The organism is Mangrovimicrobium sediminis (genome assembly GCF_004745945.1).
GTDB classification, from domain to species: domain Bacteria; phylum Pseudomonadota; class Gammaproteobacteria; order Pseudomonadales; family Halieaceae; genus Mangrovimicrobium; species Mangrovimicrobium sediminis.
Genome location: NZ_SRLE01000005.1, coordinates 332,713 through 347,199 on the forward strand (window position 1 = coordinate 332,713; position 14,487 = coordinate 347,199).

A 14,487-nucleotide genomic window follows, 5' to 3' on the forward strand; every position below is an offset into this window, starting at 1 on the left:
ATCAAGCCTCACTCCCTGTAAGCAATTTCACGATCTCTGAATAGCGCATCTGGCGCGCGAGTTGCGCCAGGTGCTCCAGTGCCTGCGGTGGCAGTACGCCACCCTGTTGCAGTTGTTCCAGTTCTTCACTCACCCCGCGGGAATAGCCGATTTCGGCGAAGGCGCGCAGGCGCGAGGCGCCCGCCGCAGCGGTCGGGGAAATGGCTTCCACGCTGGTGCTGGCGGGCACCGGCGGCTCGGCGGCCGCATAGGTCCAGGTCAGCTCCAGCAGCCTGGACAGCTTGTCGGTCAGGTCGGACAGGCGAATCGGCTTGACCATGTAGGCGTCGTGGGCCGCCTGCGGATCGCCGGTCGCACGGCGCTCCTGGGCGTCGGCGGAGACCATGATGATGGGCGCGGTGACGCCGCGCTGGCGCAACGCGTGCGCCAGTGACAGCCCATCCATGCCGGGCATGGTGACATCCAGCAGGAATGCGTCGGCCTGCGCTGTCGCCAGCAGCGCCAGACAGGCCTGGCCGTCTTCCGCCTCGAGGATGTCGAAGCCGAGCGGTCCGAGGTAGTCGAGCAGCAGCGCGCGATGCGTGGCCTCGTCATCGACGACCACCAGCGTGCGCCGCCGGCCGAGGAAGCCGGTGATGGTCTGGCTGCCCGCCGCCTGCGCCAGTTCGCCGTCGAAGCTGTTGAGCATCAGGCTCAGCGTGAAAGTGCTGCCTTTGCCGACCTGGCTGAGCACCTCGAGATCACCGCCCATGATTTCCGAGAGCAGTTTGACGATGGTCAGGCCCAGGCCCGTACCCGCAACCTCCGGGCTGCCGCTGTTGTGGGCGCGCTCGAAGGGACGGAAGATGCGCGGCAGGTCGGCTTCGCTGATGCCCACACCGGTATCCGTTACCGAGATCTTGGCCACCTGGCTGCGATAGCTGATGCGCAGCAGCACTTCGCCGCTGTGGGTGAACTTCACCGCATTGGACAGCAGGTTGATGAGTATCTGGCGCAGGCGCTTGCCGTCGGTGTGCACGTAGCGGGGCAGGTGATTGTCCGCAAGGTAGCGAAACTGTATGCCCTTGCCCGCCGCCTGCAGGCTGAACATGTTGACCAGTTCGTTGAGCATCGACTGCAGGTCGACCTTGTCGCGGTGGATTTCCAGCTTGCCCGCTTCGATACGAGAGATATCCAGCAGGCCCTCGATCAGGTCGGCGAGATATTCGCCGGAACGCCTGACGATGGCGATGGAATCCCGGCGGTCCGCGGGTATGCGTTCGTCCCGGGCGAGGATCTGGGCGTAGCCGAGAATCGACTGCAGCGGCGTACGCAGTTCGTGGCTGATACCGCTGAGGTAGCGGCTCTTGGCGTCGTTGGCCGCCTCTGCCAGCTCCTTGGCGGTCTGCAACTCGCGGTCCGTCTGGCGGTGCGCCTCGATCTCCTCGAGCAGCAGTCGCGTCTGGCGCGCGGTTTCCTCGTGGGCCACGGCGCGGCTTTCATGGGCGAGCAGGAACAACCAGGCGATCACCCCGAACACAATCAGTAGCAGGAAAAACAGCGTGTTCAGCAGGCGTTCCAGGGTCGCCGCGATGACCGGGTCCTGGGGGTCGATGTGGTAGTAGGCGAGCGACAGCATGCCCGCGTTGGCCAGCGAGATCAGCGCGAGTATGCCGAGAAACCGACCGAGGCGGCTGTCGATGGAGCGCAGCGCCTGCTGCGGTAGCAGCTTGCCGAGGAACTGCATCACCTGGGTGGAAAAACGCGCGTCGCTCTTGCAGCTGTCGTAGCAGCGGGAATCCAGGGTGCAGCACAGTGAGCAGATGGGGCCCTGGTAGGCCGGGCACTGGCTCATGTCCTCGGTTTCGAAGTGGTTCTCGCAGATCACACATTCGTGCTCGCTGCGTGCCAGGAGGTTTTCGTCCTGGCTGCGCGCGATGTAGTAGCGCCCCCGCGTCAGCAGTGCGATCAGGGGGGCGGTGACAAAGGTGCAACCCAGCGTGATGAAGTGAGTGAGTGCCGCGGGGGTGGGGCCGAAGGCGCCCAGCAGGCAGAGCATGCCGGCCAGCGTGGCCAGCAGCATGGAGCCCACGCCCACCGGATTGATGTCATACAGGTGCGCGCGCTTGAACTCGATGAAAGGCGGGCTGAGGCCGAGCTTCTTGTTGATCATCAGGTCCGCGCTGAGGGTGCCGAGCCAGCTCACGGCGATGATGGCGAAGGCGGAGAGGATGTTTTCCAGCGCGCGGTAGATACCCAGTTCCATCAGCAGCAGGGCGATGGTGACGTTGAATACCAGCCACACCACACGTCCCGGGTGGTTGTGGGTCAAGCGGGAGAAAAAGTTGGACCAGGCGATGGAGCCGGCGTAGGCGTTGGTCACGTTGATCTTGAGCTGCGAGATGATCACCATGACGCCGGCGAGCACCAGCGCCACGGTAGGCGAGTTGGTCAGGTAGCCGTAGGCGACCATGTACATGTGCGTGGGGTCGGCGGCCAGTTCGCCGTCCAGGCCCTGGCTGACAGCCAGCCAGGCGAGGAAGGAGCCGAGCAGCATCTTCGGGATACCGATAAAGATCCAGCCCGGTCCGGCTGCGATCACCGACAGCCACCACCGTGTCTTGCCGGTCTGTTCCTGCGGCGGCAGAAAGCGCAGGTAGTCGACCTGTTCACCGATCTGCGCCATCAGCGCGAACAACACGGCCGCTGCACCGCCGAACAACAGGATGTCGAACTGCCCGCCGCGCGCGGCAGCCGGGCCGCTGCCGGGGAACTCCACCCAGCTGCCGATATCCGCCGCCTCGCTGCCGACGATGGCAACCAGCGCCAGCACCTGTAGGCCAACCCACAGATACTGGGTCCCCACCTGGAAGCGGGAAATGAAAGTAATGCCGTGGGTGACGATGGGGATCACCGCCACGGCACACAGGATGTAGCCGATCGACGGGGGGATACCGAACAGTGCCTTGAGGGCCATGGCGAGTATCGCCGCCTCGATGGCGAAGAACAGGAAGGTGAAGGAGGCGTAGATCAGAGAGGTCAGGGTGGAACCTAGGTAGCCGAAGCCCGCGCCGCGGGTCAGCAGGTCGATGTCCACGCCGTACTTCGCCGCGTGGTAGGTGATCGGCAGGCCGGTCACGAAAATCACCAGGCCGACGGTGAGCATCGCCCACAGCGCGTTGGTAAAACCGTAGCTGAGGGTGATGGCGCCGCCGATGGCCTCGAGGGCCAGGAAGGCCGCCGCGCCGCCCAGCGCCGTGGTCGCCACCACCCAGGGACTGAAACGCCGCGCGCGCTTGGCGGTAAAGCGCAGGGCGTAGTCCTCCAGCGTCTGGTTCGCCACCCACTGGTTGTACTGGCGGCGGGTGCGGAAAATTTGCTGCGTTGGGCGCATGTCCGGGTCAGTGTGTCCGCTCGAGCTGCCGTGATCGGTAGGGGCCTGTGACGGCTAACGTGCAGCAATTAGTATGCCAGTGGCGCGCGTATCACAGACTATCGCCGGCAGTATCCCAACCTGCGCGGGCGAGCGCCAATACGTCATTTACCCCCTGAGGCGGCAGCGCCCTGTGCGCGGTGATACTTTCGCATTCCTTTCGTGATAAACACAAAACCCTTTCGTGAGGACTCTCGGGCTGTCCGGTGAAAAGCTGTAGGTGTGTGACCGGGGCCGTCCCGGCCCACCTTCCGCAGTCGTTTTTTAACTACCTACTTCACTGGTCGAGGGAAATATCATGAGTCGAATAATCCGAGTTATCTGCCTGCTCCTGGCGTTGCCGCTGGGTGCCCAGGCTGTCCAGGCCGCCCCCGGTGGGGCGGCGACCGCCCGTGTGTTCAGCATGACCAACGCGCCGGCGGGCAACGAGATCCTGATGCTCTCCTATACGCCGGGCAGCGGGCTGGTCATGAACGGCAGCGTCGCCAGCGGCGGTGCGGGCACCGGCGCCGGCCTCGGCAACCAGGGCGGCGTCGTGCTCAGCGACGACAATCGCTGGCTGTTCGCCGTGAATGCCGGCAGTGACAGCGTCTCCGTGTTCCGCGTGCTGGACACTGGCCTGCTGCTGGTCGATACGGTGGCTTCGGGCGGCAGCCAGCCGGTCAGCGTTACCACCTTCGGCGACCTGCTCTACGTGCTCAACGCCGGCAGCGACTCTATCGCCGGTTTTCACATCGGGGTGACCGGCCAACTGACGGCCCTGCCCAACTCGGTGCGCTACCTCAGCGGTGCGGGCACCGGTCCTGCCCAGATCAGCTTCAGCCCCTGGGGTGACGCGCTGGTGGTTACCGAGAAGGCGACCAACCTGATCACCACCTTCGTCGTCGCGGGCGGCCTGCCCGGGAACGCGATCATCAACGCCTCGGTCGGCGCCACGCCGTTCGGCTTTGGTTTCGATCGCTTCGGCCACCTGCTGGTCACCGAAGCGGCCGGCGGTGCGACGGATGCCAGTTCCGTGTCCTCCTACGAGTTGAGCGCCGATGGCAGCCTCGCAGTGCTCGACGCCGCGGTGCCCACCACCGAGAGCGCGGCCTGCTGGTTGCTGACCTCGAAGAATGGCCGGGTGGCGTTCACCACCAACACTGCATCGCAAAGTATTTCCGCGCTGCGTGTCGGTCGTTCCGGTGAACTTACCCTGACCACCGAGGACGGGGTCGCCGCTTCCACCGGTGCCGGCAGCTCGCCGATCGACCTGGCCATTACCGGCAGCGGCCGGTTGATGTTCGCCCTGAGTGCCGTGGACGGTTCCATCTCCGCCTACGGTGTGCGGGCCAACGGCACCTTGTCGCCGCTGACCGGCGCCACCGGCCTGCCCACCGGCATGAACGGACTGGCGGCTTTCTGATCCACCGCGTAAGCTGGTTCTCCAGCGCCTGCTGCCTCGACGGCGGCAGGCGTTTTTCCATTGCGGGAGGAGCTGGCATGAACAACACAACAAAAGCTGCACGCGCCGCTGCGCGGTTTTCCGGCGTTCCGGCCCTTTTATTGCTGGCCTTTTCTTTGCTGGTTCCGGTCGCCCGGGCGGAAGTGCTGGGCGTCAATGTCGCCGGATTTGCGCTGCGGGTCGAGGCGGTAGCTCCGGTGCCGCTGGAGCAGGCCTGGACGCAACTGGTACATCCCGAGCGTTGGTGGAACCCGGCGCACACCTGGAGCGGCGACCACGCCAACCTGTCACTTGCGCTCACCGCCGGCGGTTGCTTCTGCGAGCGGGCCGAAGGGCTGGACGTGCAGCACATGGTCGTCAGCCAGGTGCGCCCGCAGCAGAGCCTGGTCATGCTGGGCGGGCTGGGGCCCCTGCAGGCCATGGGCTTGAGCGGCGCCGCCAGTTTCGTACTGAGCGCCACGGATGACGGCGGAACCCGACTGGTCCACGAGTACCGGGTGAGCGGCTATGCCGCAGAGGGGTTTGCCCAACTGGCACCGATTGTCGATGCGGTGCAGCAGGGGCAGGTGGACCACTGGGCGGCGAGCCTGACACCCTGATCGCAACTCAGGGGAAGTAAATGCGGACCTGCGCGCCGCCGAGTGCCGCTTCGCCGATCTCCAGTTTTCCGCCGTAGCTTTCGACGATATCCGCGGCGACCGCGAGACCCAGGCCCTGTCCCGGGGAGCGCTGGTCGAGTCGTGTACCGCGTTGCACGATGGCCTCGCGCGCCGCGCCGGGAATGCCCGTGCCGTCATCTTCGACGACCAGTTCCAGCGCGCCGGAAGTGTCACCGCAGGCGCTCACCCTGACCCTGGTCCGGGCGTGTTTGCAGGCATTGTCGAGCACGTTCCCCGCGACCTCGAGGAAGTCCCGTTCGTCGCCGCGGAAGTCCCGCTCGTCGTCACAGACCAGTTCGAGCTGCAGTTCGCGATCTGCATAGACTTTCGCCAGGGTGTCGCGCAGGCGAATCAGCAGGGGCTGTACCGGAATACGCTGCAGCAGTTTGTGGCTGCCGCCGCTGGCTCGCTGCAACTGGTAGCTGACAATCTGCTGCATGCGCTCGACCTGTTCCTCCACCAGTTGCGGGTAGTCATCGGCCTGTTTATCCGCGCCACGCACGACCGCCAGCGGCGTCTTCAGGCTGTGGGCGAGGTCGGCGAGGGTGTTGCGCACGCGTTCGCGGCGCTGGCGTTCTCCGCGCAGCAGGGTGTTCAGGTTGTCGGTGAGCGCCTGGATCTCCCGCGGGTAGTTGCCCTCCAGGTGTTCTGCCCCTCCGGTCTCGATGGCGGCGATGCGCGAGGCCAGTGAGCGCAGCGGGCGCAGGCCCCAGGCGAGGATCGCCGCCTGCAGTACCACCAGCAGCGCGGCCGAACCGCCCAGCCACAACGCGAGGGCGCGGCGATACACAGCTATCTCGGCATCCAGCGCCTCGGCCGACTCCATCACGGTGAATTGCAGCGGTACGGCGGAGTTCGAATCGGTCTCCCACAGCACCTGCCAGGACAGCGTGTAGAGATCGCCGCGGCGCTGGAAAACATGCTCCCCGGGCTGCAGTCCGGGCGTGGTGTTCCGGCCGCTGTCATCGGGCAGGGTAGCCGCGGAGGGCGATTGCCACAGGGGCGTACCATCGGCCGCCGTGATCACGGCGTAGAGGCCGGAGTTCGAGCGGCCGTAGCGCGCCTCGATCAGGCGTTGCGGCAGGGTGATAGCGCCATCGTATTCCGCCTGCGCCAGCAGGGTCATCACATGCAGTTGCAGGCGCTGTTCCTCGGCGGCCTCCAGGCTGCGCCGGTGGCTGCCGCCCAGGAACAGGCTGCTGGTGCCGAGGAACAGTGGAAACAGCAGGAGACTAGCCAGGACTAGCCTGCCGTTCAGGGAACGCGGGAGCGCGCTCATTGCGCCTCGCGCTGCAGGGCGAATCGATAGCCCGCGCCGCGCACGGTTTCGATCGGTTGCAGTTCCTGTTGCGGGTCCAGCTTGCGTCGCAGTCGCCCGATAAACACCTCGATGACGTTGCTGTCGCGCTCGTGGTCCTGCGCGTAGAGGTGTTCGGTGAGCTCCGCCTTGGAGATGACCTGCCCGGGATGGTGGGCGAGGTACTCGAGTGTGTTGTACTCGTAGCTGGTAAGGTCCAGGGCCTGGCCCTCCCTTAGTACCCGGCGCGCCTGGAAGTCGATCTGGATCGGCCCGTAGTCGGCAACGTTGCTGGCGCGGCCGGAAGCGCGGCGCAGCAGTGCGGCGACCCTGGCGCTGATCTCCTCCGGGTGGAACGGTTTGGTGACGTAGTCATCGGCGCCGGCCTCCAGGCCGAGGACCTTGTCCTGCCAGTCGCTGCGCGCGGTAAGGATGAGAATAGGAAACGCCAGCCCGGCGCCGCGCCAGTTGCGTACCAGTTCCAGTCCGCTGATATCGGGTAAGCCGAGGTCGACGATGGCGAGGTCGCAACTGAACTCCTCGCCGTAGTAGCGGCCCTCGCTGCCGTTGGCGGCGAGGTCCACCGTCCACCCCGCGGCGCGAAACTGTGCGGCGAGTTGTTCGCCCAGGCGGGGGTCGTCCTCGACGATGACCATGCGCACGCTTTCAGTCCCCGACGCTGACCGTCAGGACACGGCCGTCGTCGCGCAGCAGTCGCACCCGGTAGCCTTTGCCATCGGCGGTTACCTTGAGCACCCGGCCACCGTAGCGGGACCGGGCGATTTCCGCTGCCTCGCGCGGCGACAGGTGCTGGCGTTGGTCACTGCCTTGAGAGTTGGAAGACGGGCGCGCCTGCTCTTTGCCCTGGGCGGCATTGTGACGTTCGTCGCGGCCCTGTGAACCTTTGCCGGGCGCCGGGAAAGCCCCGATGGAAAGGCAGGTGCACAGGGTACCCACGGCGATAACGACGGCTGGCCTGATTCGCGACATTCAGTTCCTTGCTCGACCTATGGCAGCGGACTGACATCGACCCTCAGGCGAATGGTGTTTCCTGGGGGAGTGGTCGTCCGCGTGTAGTAGACGTCGTCCATATAGCGGTAGCCGACACGATACCCCACGACCCGCTCACTGTCTTGCAGTTCGTATTCCACGCCACAATAGCGCTCGTTCACGTAGTAGCTGCCGGTGTTCTGGCGGTGCGCGATGTCGGTACCGATGGAAGCGCCGAGCAGGGCGCCGGCGCCGGCGATAACCGGTTGGTAGCGGCTGTCATGTCCCGCTGCACCGCCAATCACGCCGCCGATGACCGCCCCGAGCAGGCCCGGGGTGGCCGAATGGCTGCGACTGGTGTTGACGACTCGCACCTGCTCGTCGCGACAGATTTCGTGGGGCACCTTGCGGGTCACCAGTTCCACGATCGGTTCGACGTTGACCACGGGTGCTTCTACATAGCGGCTCTGCGCCAGTGTAGGTGTGGCCAACAGGAGGCAAGCCAGTGCCATCAGTCGTTTCATGTGTGTTCTCCCTTGTCGCGTTGATCCCGATGCCCAGTGTGTCTCGTGCATGCTGAACGAGGGCTGAACGCTGCCTGAACAAAGCCGGCCGGATCATTCAGGCCCGGTTCAGCTTGGGCTGGGTAAGCTGCAGGGGTGGATCGATAACCACCTGAGGAGAAATGCCATGCAAAGACTGACAGCGATAGCCCTGGCGCTGGTACTGGCCAGCGCGAGCGGGACCGCACTCGCGGATCGCGGCAAACATGACAAGCACGGAAAACACGGTGGTGATCGCCACGCTTACAGCCACCACCATTCCAAGCACCACGGCGGCCCCAAATACAAGGTCTACGTGGGCTACGCACCGCGACACCATCATCACTACGGGCACCGGTACTACCGTCCCAGCTACTATCCGCTGGGCGCGGCGCTGGTGGGCGCTGCGGTCAGTTACAGCGTCTACCATACCCATAACGGTGTGCGCTGCTACGACGACCACAGCTATCGCAGTTCCACTCCGGTCTCCAGCTCGCAGGTGGTCGGATGCTACCGCATCGAGCGCTTCCCGGATGGCAGCGAGCGACGCGTGGACCTGCCGATGTCCGAGTGCTATTGAGGGAGGATGGCGTAGCGCTTAGCGCGGCGGATCGATGCGACCGCCGATGGAAGTATTGACCCGAAACCAGCCCGCGATCGAGTAGCGGTCGCGGGCTGCCGGCAGTACCTCGTGAGGGAAATCCTCGCTCAGGAATACCACCACCGAGCCCAGAGCGGGCACCACGCGAATACCTTCCTGATCTTCCCCGTCCCGATACAGCACGAGTTCACCTTTTTCATCCGGCTGCCAGCCGGGATTCAGGTAGGCGACCAGTGATAGCACGCGGTTGGTTTCACCGCGAAACGCATCGTAGTGCCGCCGGTAGAAATCTCCCGGGGCGTAGTGCGCGAAGTGACTTTCGAAGGAGAACAGGCCCAGCAACAACTCGCGGTTGAGGTAGACCCGCAGTCGCTCCGCCCAGTCCAGCCACTCGCGCCCGGCGAGTGCCGCCCCGGTAATCCAGCAGATTTCGTCGCGACGCACGAAGGCGTTCCTGCTGCGCTCCAGTTGGCGGCCGGTGGCGGCCGGCGCGAACAGGTCCGGGTGCATGTCCCGCACGTGTTCACCCAGGGCCTGGGCCAGCGTCGGCGGTAGTGCCATCGTGTTGATGCTGTAGCCGTGCTGACGGACGTCACTCGCGATGCTCGCGAACAGGAGGTCATCGGCAGGGGTTGCGGTGCTGGGGTCAAGCCTGGTGACGGGGTTCATCAATGTTGCGGCCAAACGGGGGAGGGGACTCCGCCATGGATGGGCGCAAGCGGGCGCGGGGAGCGCCGCTTGCGGTCTGGGCCGGAAATTACCAGAAAACCGCTCCCGCGGGAGGCGCGGGAGTGGTGACTAAATGCCGGTAAAAAGGCCTATTTGCGGGCGGGCCTTTCCACTACCCGGCGCTTTCCCCGGGCGCAGTCGGACAGTTCGCGAATCCCGTCGGGGTCGAAGGCGTCCACGCGGATGACATCGTACAGCGCGGTCAATGCCTCCAGCAGCAGGTCGCTTTCGCTTTCGGTGATAATCTTCTCGCTGACCGCCCAGTCGACCAGTTCCTTGCGCTGGTGACCCATGAGCAGGGCGATGGCGTCCACCTGGTCCTCGTCGCGCTTGCGGATGACGCGGTGCAGCCGGTCGCGCAACTCGCGGGTGTCCTGGGCGAGCCGGTAGGCGTTGAGCACGCGGCCGAGTGCATCCTCCGGCGAGTCCTTGCGGTAACAGCTTTGCGCCAGGTGTTCACGCAGCGGCGTATCCTCGACGATGCAAGCCGCCACCGCGCTGCCCAGCTTGTCATCGGGACGGCGCAGGCGGGTGTGCAGGGGCGGGAATACCAGCAGGCGCAGCGGCCAGCGCAACGCGCGTACCGGGAAGTTGTCGATCGCCGCGGCCAGTGCTTCCTGGGCGCCGACCAGGCTGGTCTGCAGGCTCCACTCCACCAGCGGGCGCTGGTCTTCCGGCCGGTCCTGGTCCATCCAGTACTTGATCACGGCGCTGCCGTAGTAGAGGTGGACCAGGCAGTCTGCCATGCGCCCCGACAGCCGCTGCCGCGCCTTGAGCCCGCCGCCCACGCTGAGCAGGGTGACGTCGGTGAGCAGGGCGAAGGCGGCAGAGAAGCGTGCCAGTTGCCGGTAGTAGGGCTGCAACTGGCCGACGCGCGGCACGTCTTCCATCGCTCCCCCGGCCCAGGCCAGGCCGCAGGCGCGCAGGGCGTTGCGCGAGGTGTGGCCGAGGTGGCGATAGAACACGGCGTCGAAGGCGCGCGTACCGGCCACGCTATCCGGGTTCTCGGCGGCGGCGATCTCGTCGGTGATATAGGGGTGGCAGCGTATGGCGCCCTGGCCGAACACCATGAGACTGCGGGTGAGGATGTTTGCCCCCTCGACGGTGATGGCGATGGGTACGGCCTGGTAGGCGCGGGCGAGGAAATTGCGTGGCCCGGTGATCACCCCGCGCCCGGCGACCACGTCCATGGCGTGGTTGATCGCCTGGCGCATGAGTTCCGTGTTGTAGTACTTGAGCAGCGCCGACGGCACCGAGGGGCGTACGCCGCGATCGAGCATGCCGGCGGTCAGCAGGCGTGCGGCGTTCATCTGGTAGGTGTAGCCGGCCAGCGGTTCCAGGGCCTCCTGCACGCCTTCGAACTGGCTGATCGAACGCCCGAACTGTTCGCGGGTGAAGGCGTAGCTGCCAGCGGCCAGGCCGGCCAGCTTGCCGGCGCCGGTACCCAGCGCGGGCAGGGAAATCGAGCGGCCGATGGACAGGCACTCAAGCAGCATGGTCCAGCCCTTGCCGAGCATGTCCTGGCCGCCGATCACCTGGCTCATGGGGATGAACACGTCGGTGCCCCAGGTGGGGCCATTCATGAACACGGTATTCATCGGCAGGTGGCGGGCGCCGGCGTTGACGCCCGCCAGGTCCCGCGGCACCAGCACGCAGGTGACTCCGACCACTTCGTCCTCACCGAGCAGTCGTTCCGGGTCGTAGACCTTGATGGCCAGGCCGATCAGCGTCGCCACCGGCGCCAGCGTGATGTAGCGCTTGTTCCAGGTGACCTTGAGGCCGAGTACCTGTTCACCCTCCCAGTCGCCCATGCAGACGATGCCCTTGTCGGGAATCGCGCCGGCGTCCGAGCCGGCGATCGGCGAGGTCAGCGCGAAGCAGGGTACCTCCTCGCCGGCGGCGAGGCGCGGCAGGTAGTGCCCTTTTTGTTCATCCGTGCCGTAGTGGTGCAGCAGTTCGCCCGGTCCCAATGAGTTGGGCACCATGACGGTGACCGCCCCGGACACACTGCGCGTGGAGATTTTCATCACGATTTCCGAGTGCGCGGTGTGGGAGAAACCCAGGCCGCCGAACGCCTTGGGGATGACCAGGCCGAAGAAACCGTTGTTGCGAATATAGTCCCAGGCCTCCTCGGGCAGGTCGTATTCCTCGTGGGTGATGGCCCAGTCGTCGAGCATGTCGCACAGGGTTTCCACCGGTCCTTCGAGGAATGCCTGCTCTTCCTCGGACAGCTGGGCGGGACGTGCCTGCAACAGGTGCTGCCAGCGCGGCCGGCCGGAAAACAACTCGCCGTCCCAGTCCACCGAGCCGGATTTCAGCGCCTCTGCTTCGGTGTCCGACAGGTGCGGCAGCATGCCTCGTACATAGGCCAGCAGTGGGCGGCTGAGGCGTTTCAGGCGGAACTGGCTGGGCACGACCAGCAGCCAGGCAATACCCAGTAAGATGGCGCCGCAGACCAGGCTGAACAGGCCGAAACCGTCGAACAGCCAGCCGACCAGGGTGGCTGCCCCCAGCACGGTCATGACCGAACCGCCGCCGGAGCCGCGGTAGAGCAGCACGATGGCGGCGAGGAGGAAAAACAGGATGCTCATGGTGCAAGGTCTCCGCAAACAGGTCTTTATACGGTAGCGCATGCCAAAGGGATTGCCAGCCGCGCCGCGGCCGCGCTTCATGCCCCTGTACAAAGCGGCTACACTGCCCGGCGTTACCTGCTGGAGATGCCCATGATTACCCGCCTGCTGCCCCTCGTGCTGGGCCTGGTCGCCTGCCAGGCCACCACGCCGCCCGAAGCCCCGAAACCCGCTGCGGGTGCGCTCGCGAACACGACGCCCGATCTCTCGAACACGACGCCCTATGGCGCCTGGCCCTCCCCGATCACTGCCGCCTCTATCGAGGAGGGCAGTCGCTCCCTGCACTCCCTGGCCTACGACGGCGGCTACCTGTACTGGGTGGAGGGTCGTCCGCAGGAGGGTGGCCGCAATGTCATCGTGCGCTGGCGGCCGGACTCGCCAGTGGAGGACGTCCTCCCCGCAGACTTCAACGCACGGACCCGGGTGCACGAGTACGGCGGCCGTTCGGTGCTGGTGGCCGACGGTACCCTGTGGTTCAGCAATTTCAGCGACCAGCGCCTGTACCGCATGCGTCCGGGCGAGGAGCCCCGCGCGATCACCCCTGACCTGCCACTGCGCTACGGGGCCTGTGCGCTGGATGCGCCGCGCGAGCGACTGATCTGCATCCGCGAGGACCACCGCGGCGACGGGGAACCGCGCAATACCCTGGTGGCGCTGCCCTGGGACGGTATGTCCGAGGGCGAGGTACTGTTCGGCGACAGCGATTTCGTCGCCGCTGCCAGTCTCTCTCCCGATGGCCGGCGCATTGCGTTTGTCAGCTGGGACCACCCCAACATGCCGTGGGACAACACCACCCTGTGGAGCGCCAGCTTCGACGCCACCGGTGCACTTGGCGACCTGGCCGCCCACAACGGGCCGGGCGAGGCGGTCATGGACCCGCAGTTCGACGCCAGCGGCCGGCTCTACGCCATCAGCGACCGCGACGATTGGTGGAAGCTCTATCGCATCGTCGGCGAGACCTTCAGCCCCGTGCCCACCGGATTGTCCGCCGTGGAAGTGGGCGGGCCGGCCTGGAGCATCGGAGAGCACTTCTATCGATTCCTCGACGACGGCTCGATACTCGCCCAGGTCGCGCAGGGCGGCGTGTCCAGCCTCTACCGCCTGGATCCCGCGGCGGGCAGTGCGCAGCCGCTGGCACTGGAGAGTGCCGCGGTGGTCGACTTCCTGCCGCGCGATGGGCAGCTCTATGTGATCAACGTCAGCGCCGCCCGGCCCACCGAGTTGCTGGTCACGGAGCTGGACGGAGGTTCCGCGCAGGTGATTCGCCGGGCCAAGGACGATAGCCCCGACCCCGCCTGGATCCCCGCTTACCAGCAGGTCAGCTTCCCCACCGGCGAGGGCGCGACCGCCCACGGTATCTACTACCCGCCGACCAACCCGCAGGTGGCGCCGCCGGCGAACAGTACACCGCCGCTCATGGTCTTCGTACACGGCGGGCCGACCTCGGTCGCCTCGCCCGGTTATTCACTGTCCAAGCTGTACTGGACCAGCCGCGGCTTCGCGATTCTCGACGTCAATCACCGCGGCAGTACCGGTTATGGCCGGGAGTTCCGGCAGGCCCTGTACGGCCTGTGGGGCGTGGTCGATGTCGAGGATGCGGTAGCCGGCGCCAGCTGGCTGGCGCAGCAGGGCAAGGCGGATCCGCAGCGCCTGGTCATTCGCGGTGGCAGTGCCGGGGGTTACACCACCCTCGCCGCGCTGGCCATGCACGAGGTGTTCAGCGCCGGGACCAGCCTGTTCGGGATCAGCGACATCGAGGCGCTGGCTCACGACACGCACAAGTTCGAATCGCGCTACCTCGACCAGTTGATCGGCCCCTACCCCGAGAGCAAGGCGCTTTACGTGGAGCGCTCCCCGATCCACCACCTGGACGGCTTCAATGCGCCGCTGCTGTTATTGCAGGGCCTGGAGGACCGCGTGGTGCCGCCCAACCAGTCGGAGATGATTTTCGAGGCCCTCAAGGCCCGCGGTATTCCCACCGCGTACATCGCTTTCGAGGGGGAGGGGCACGGCTTCCGCCGCGCCGAGAATGCCATTCGCGCCCGCGAGGCCGAGTATGCGTTCTATGCGCGTATTCTCGGCTTCACGCCGGCGGAGCCGCTGCCGCCGGTGGATATCGTGGGATTGCCGGCGCCGCAGTAGCGGCACCCGCTTGGCTTTACGGACCCGGCGCCCGAGGCTGG

At 66.0% G+C, this 14,487-nt stretch carries 11 protein-coding genes; 4 read left to right on the forward strand and 7 right to left on the reverse strand.

From position 1 onward, the window contains the following. Position 1: 1 nt before the first annotated feature. Positions 2-3,373: a hybrid sensor histidine kinase/response regulator gene (locus E4634_RS06420; RefSeq protein WP_135441953.1), complete on the reverse strand. Its 3,372-nt coding sequence runs from the start codon at positions 3,371-3,373 to the stop codon at positions 2-4. A gap of 337 nt (positions 3,374-3,710) precedes the next feature. Here E4634_RS06420 and E4634_RS06425 point away from each other — a divergent pair, with 337 nt between their 5' ends. Together E4634_RS06425 and E4634_RS06430 are read left to right on the forward strand one after the other, a co-directional pair. Further along, positions 3,711-4,817: a lactonase family protein gene (locus E4634_RS06425; protein ID WP_135441954.1), complete on the forward strand. Its 1,107-nt coding sequence runs from the start codon at positions 3,711-3,713 to the stop codon at positions 4,815-4,817. A gap of 77 nt (positions 4,818-4,894) precedes the next feature. Next, positions 4,895-5,455, forward strand: coding sequence for an SRPBCC family protein (locus tag E4634_RS06430; RefSeq protein ID WP_135441956.1), 561 nt, complete (start codon positions 4,895-4,897; stop codon positions 5,453-5,455). Between the two features lie 7 nt (positions 5,456-5,462). Here E4634_RS06430 and E4634_RS06435 read toward each other — a convergent pair whose 3' ends face one another. From E4634_RS06435 to E4634_RS06450, 4 genes are read right to left on the reverse strand one after another with little or no spacing between them, the layout of a single operon-like run. Beyond that, positions 5,463-6,794 (reverse strand): ATP-binding protein, encoded by a 1,332-nt coding sequence (locus tag E4634_RS06435; RefSeq protein WP_135441958.1) that lies wholly within the window; start codon positions 6,792-6,794, stop codon positions 5,463-5,465. After that, positions 6,791-7,474, reverse strand: coding sequence for a response regulator transcription factor (locus tag E4634_RS06440; protein WP_135441960.1), 684 nt, complete (start codon positions 7,472-7,474; stop codon positions 6,791-6,793). The genes E4634_RS06435 and E4634_RS06440 overlap by 4 nt, the downstream gene beginning before the upstream one ends. A 4-nt stretch (positions 7,475-7,478) precedes the next feature. Then, entirely contained in the window at positions 7,479-7,802 is a 324-nt protein-coding gene (locus E4634_RS06445) for a PepSY domain-containing protein (protein WP_135441962.1), read from the reverse strand. Positions 7,803-7,819: 17 nt separating this feature from the next. Beyond that, positions 7,820-8,326 carry a glycine zipper 2TM domain-containing protein gene (locus E4634_RS06450; protein WP_135441964.1) on the reverse strand — a complete coding sequence of 169 codons (507 nt, stop codon included), beginning with the start codon at positions 8,324-8,326 and terminating at the stop codon, positions 7,820-7,822. Between the two features lie 166 nt (positions 8,327-8,492). Here E4634_RS06450 and E4634_RS21675 point away from each other — a divergent pair, with 166 nt between their 5' ends. After that, on the forward strand, positions 8,493-8,924 hold the full coding sequence (locus tag E4634_RS21675) for a hypothetical protein (protein ID WP_206046815.1): 432 nt from the start codon (positions 8,493-8,495) through the stop codon (positions 8,922-8,924). 18 nt (positions 8,925-8,942) lie between these two features. Here E4634_RS21675 and E4634_RS06460 read toward each other — a convergent pair whose 3' ends face one another. Both E4634_RS06460 and E4634_RS06465 read right to left on the reverse strand, forming a co-directional pair. Then, complete coding sequence (locus E4634_RS06460) at positions 8,943-9,614, reverse strand: 2OG-Fe(II) oxygenase (RefSeq protein ID WP_135441966.1); 672 nt, start codon at positions 9,612-9,614, stop codon at positions 8,943-8,945. Positions 9,615-9,763: 149 nt separating this feature from the next. Beyond that, positions 9,764-12,265 carry an acyl-CoA dehydrogenase gene (locus E4634_RS06465; RefSeq protein ID WP_135441967.1) on the reverse strand — a complete coding sequence of 834 codons (2,502 nt, stop codon included), beginning with the start codon at positions 12,263-12,265 and terminating at the stop codon, positions 9,764-9,766. 132 nt (positions 12,266-12,397) lie between these two features. On the opposite strand from E4634_RS06465, the gene E4634_RS06470 reads away from it, so the two are divergent. Continuing rightward, positions 12,398-14,446 (forward strand): alpha/beta hydrolase family protein, encoded by a 2,049-nt coding sequence (locus E4634_RS06470; protein WP_135441969.1) that lies wholly within the window; start codon positions 12,398-12,400, stop codon positions 14,444-14,446. Positions 14,447-14,487 lie beyond the last annotated feature (41 nt).

Coding starts and splice junctions, on each gene's coding strand:
- E4634_RS06465 (WP_135441967.1), bottom strand. CDS start 12,265: ATGAGCATCCTGTTTTTCCTCCTCGCCGCCATCGTGCTGCTCTACCGC.
- E4634_RS21675 (WP_206046815.1), top strand. CDS start 8,493: ATGCAAAGACTGACAGCGATAGCCCTGGCGCTGGTACTGGCCAGCGCG.
- E4634_RS06470 (WP_135441969.1), top strand. CDS start 12,398: ATGATTACCCGCCTGCTGCCCCTCGTGCTGGGCCTGGTCGCCTGCCAG.
- E4634_RS06460 (WP_135441966.1), bottom strand. CDS start 9,614: ATGAACCCCGTCACCAGGCTTGACCCCAGCACCGCAACCCCTGCCGAT.
- E4634_RS06450 (WP_135441964.1), bottom strand. CDS start 8,326: ATGAAACGACTGATGGCACTGGCTTGCCTCCTGTTGGCCACACCTACA.
- E4634_RS06430 (WP_135441956.1), top strand. CDS start 4,895: ATGAACAACACAACAAAAGCTGCACGCGCCGCTGCGCGGTTTTCCGGC.
- E4634_RS06435 (WP_135441958.1), bottom strand. CDS start 6,794: ATGAGCGCGCTCCCGCGTTCCCTGAACGGCAGGCTAGTCCTGGCTAGT.
- E4634_RS06425 (WP_135441954.1), top strand. CDS start 3,711: ATGAGTCGAATAATCCGAGTTATCTGCCTGCTCCTGGCGTTGCCGCTG.
- E4634_RS06445 (WP_135441962.1), bottom strand. CDS start 7,802: ATGTCGCGAATCAGGCCAGCCGTCGTTATCGCCGTGGGTACCCTGTGC.
- E4634_RS06420 (WP_135441953.1), bottom strand. CDS start 3,373: ATGCGCCCAACGCAGCAAATTTTCCGCACCCGCCGCCAGTACAACCAG.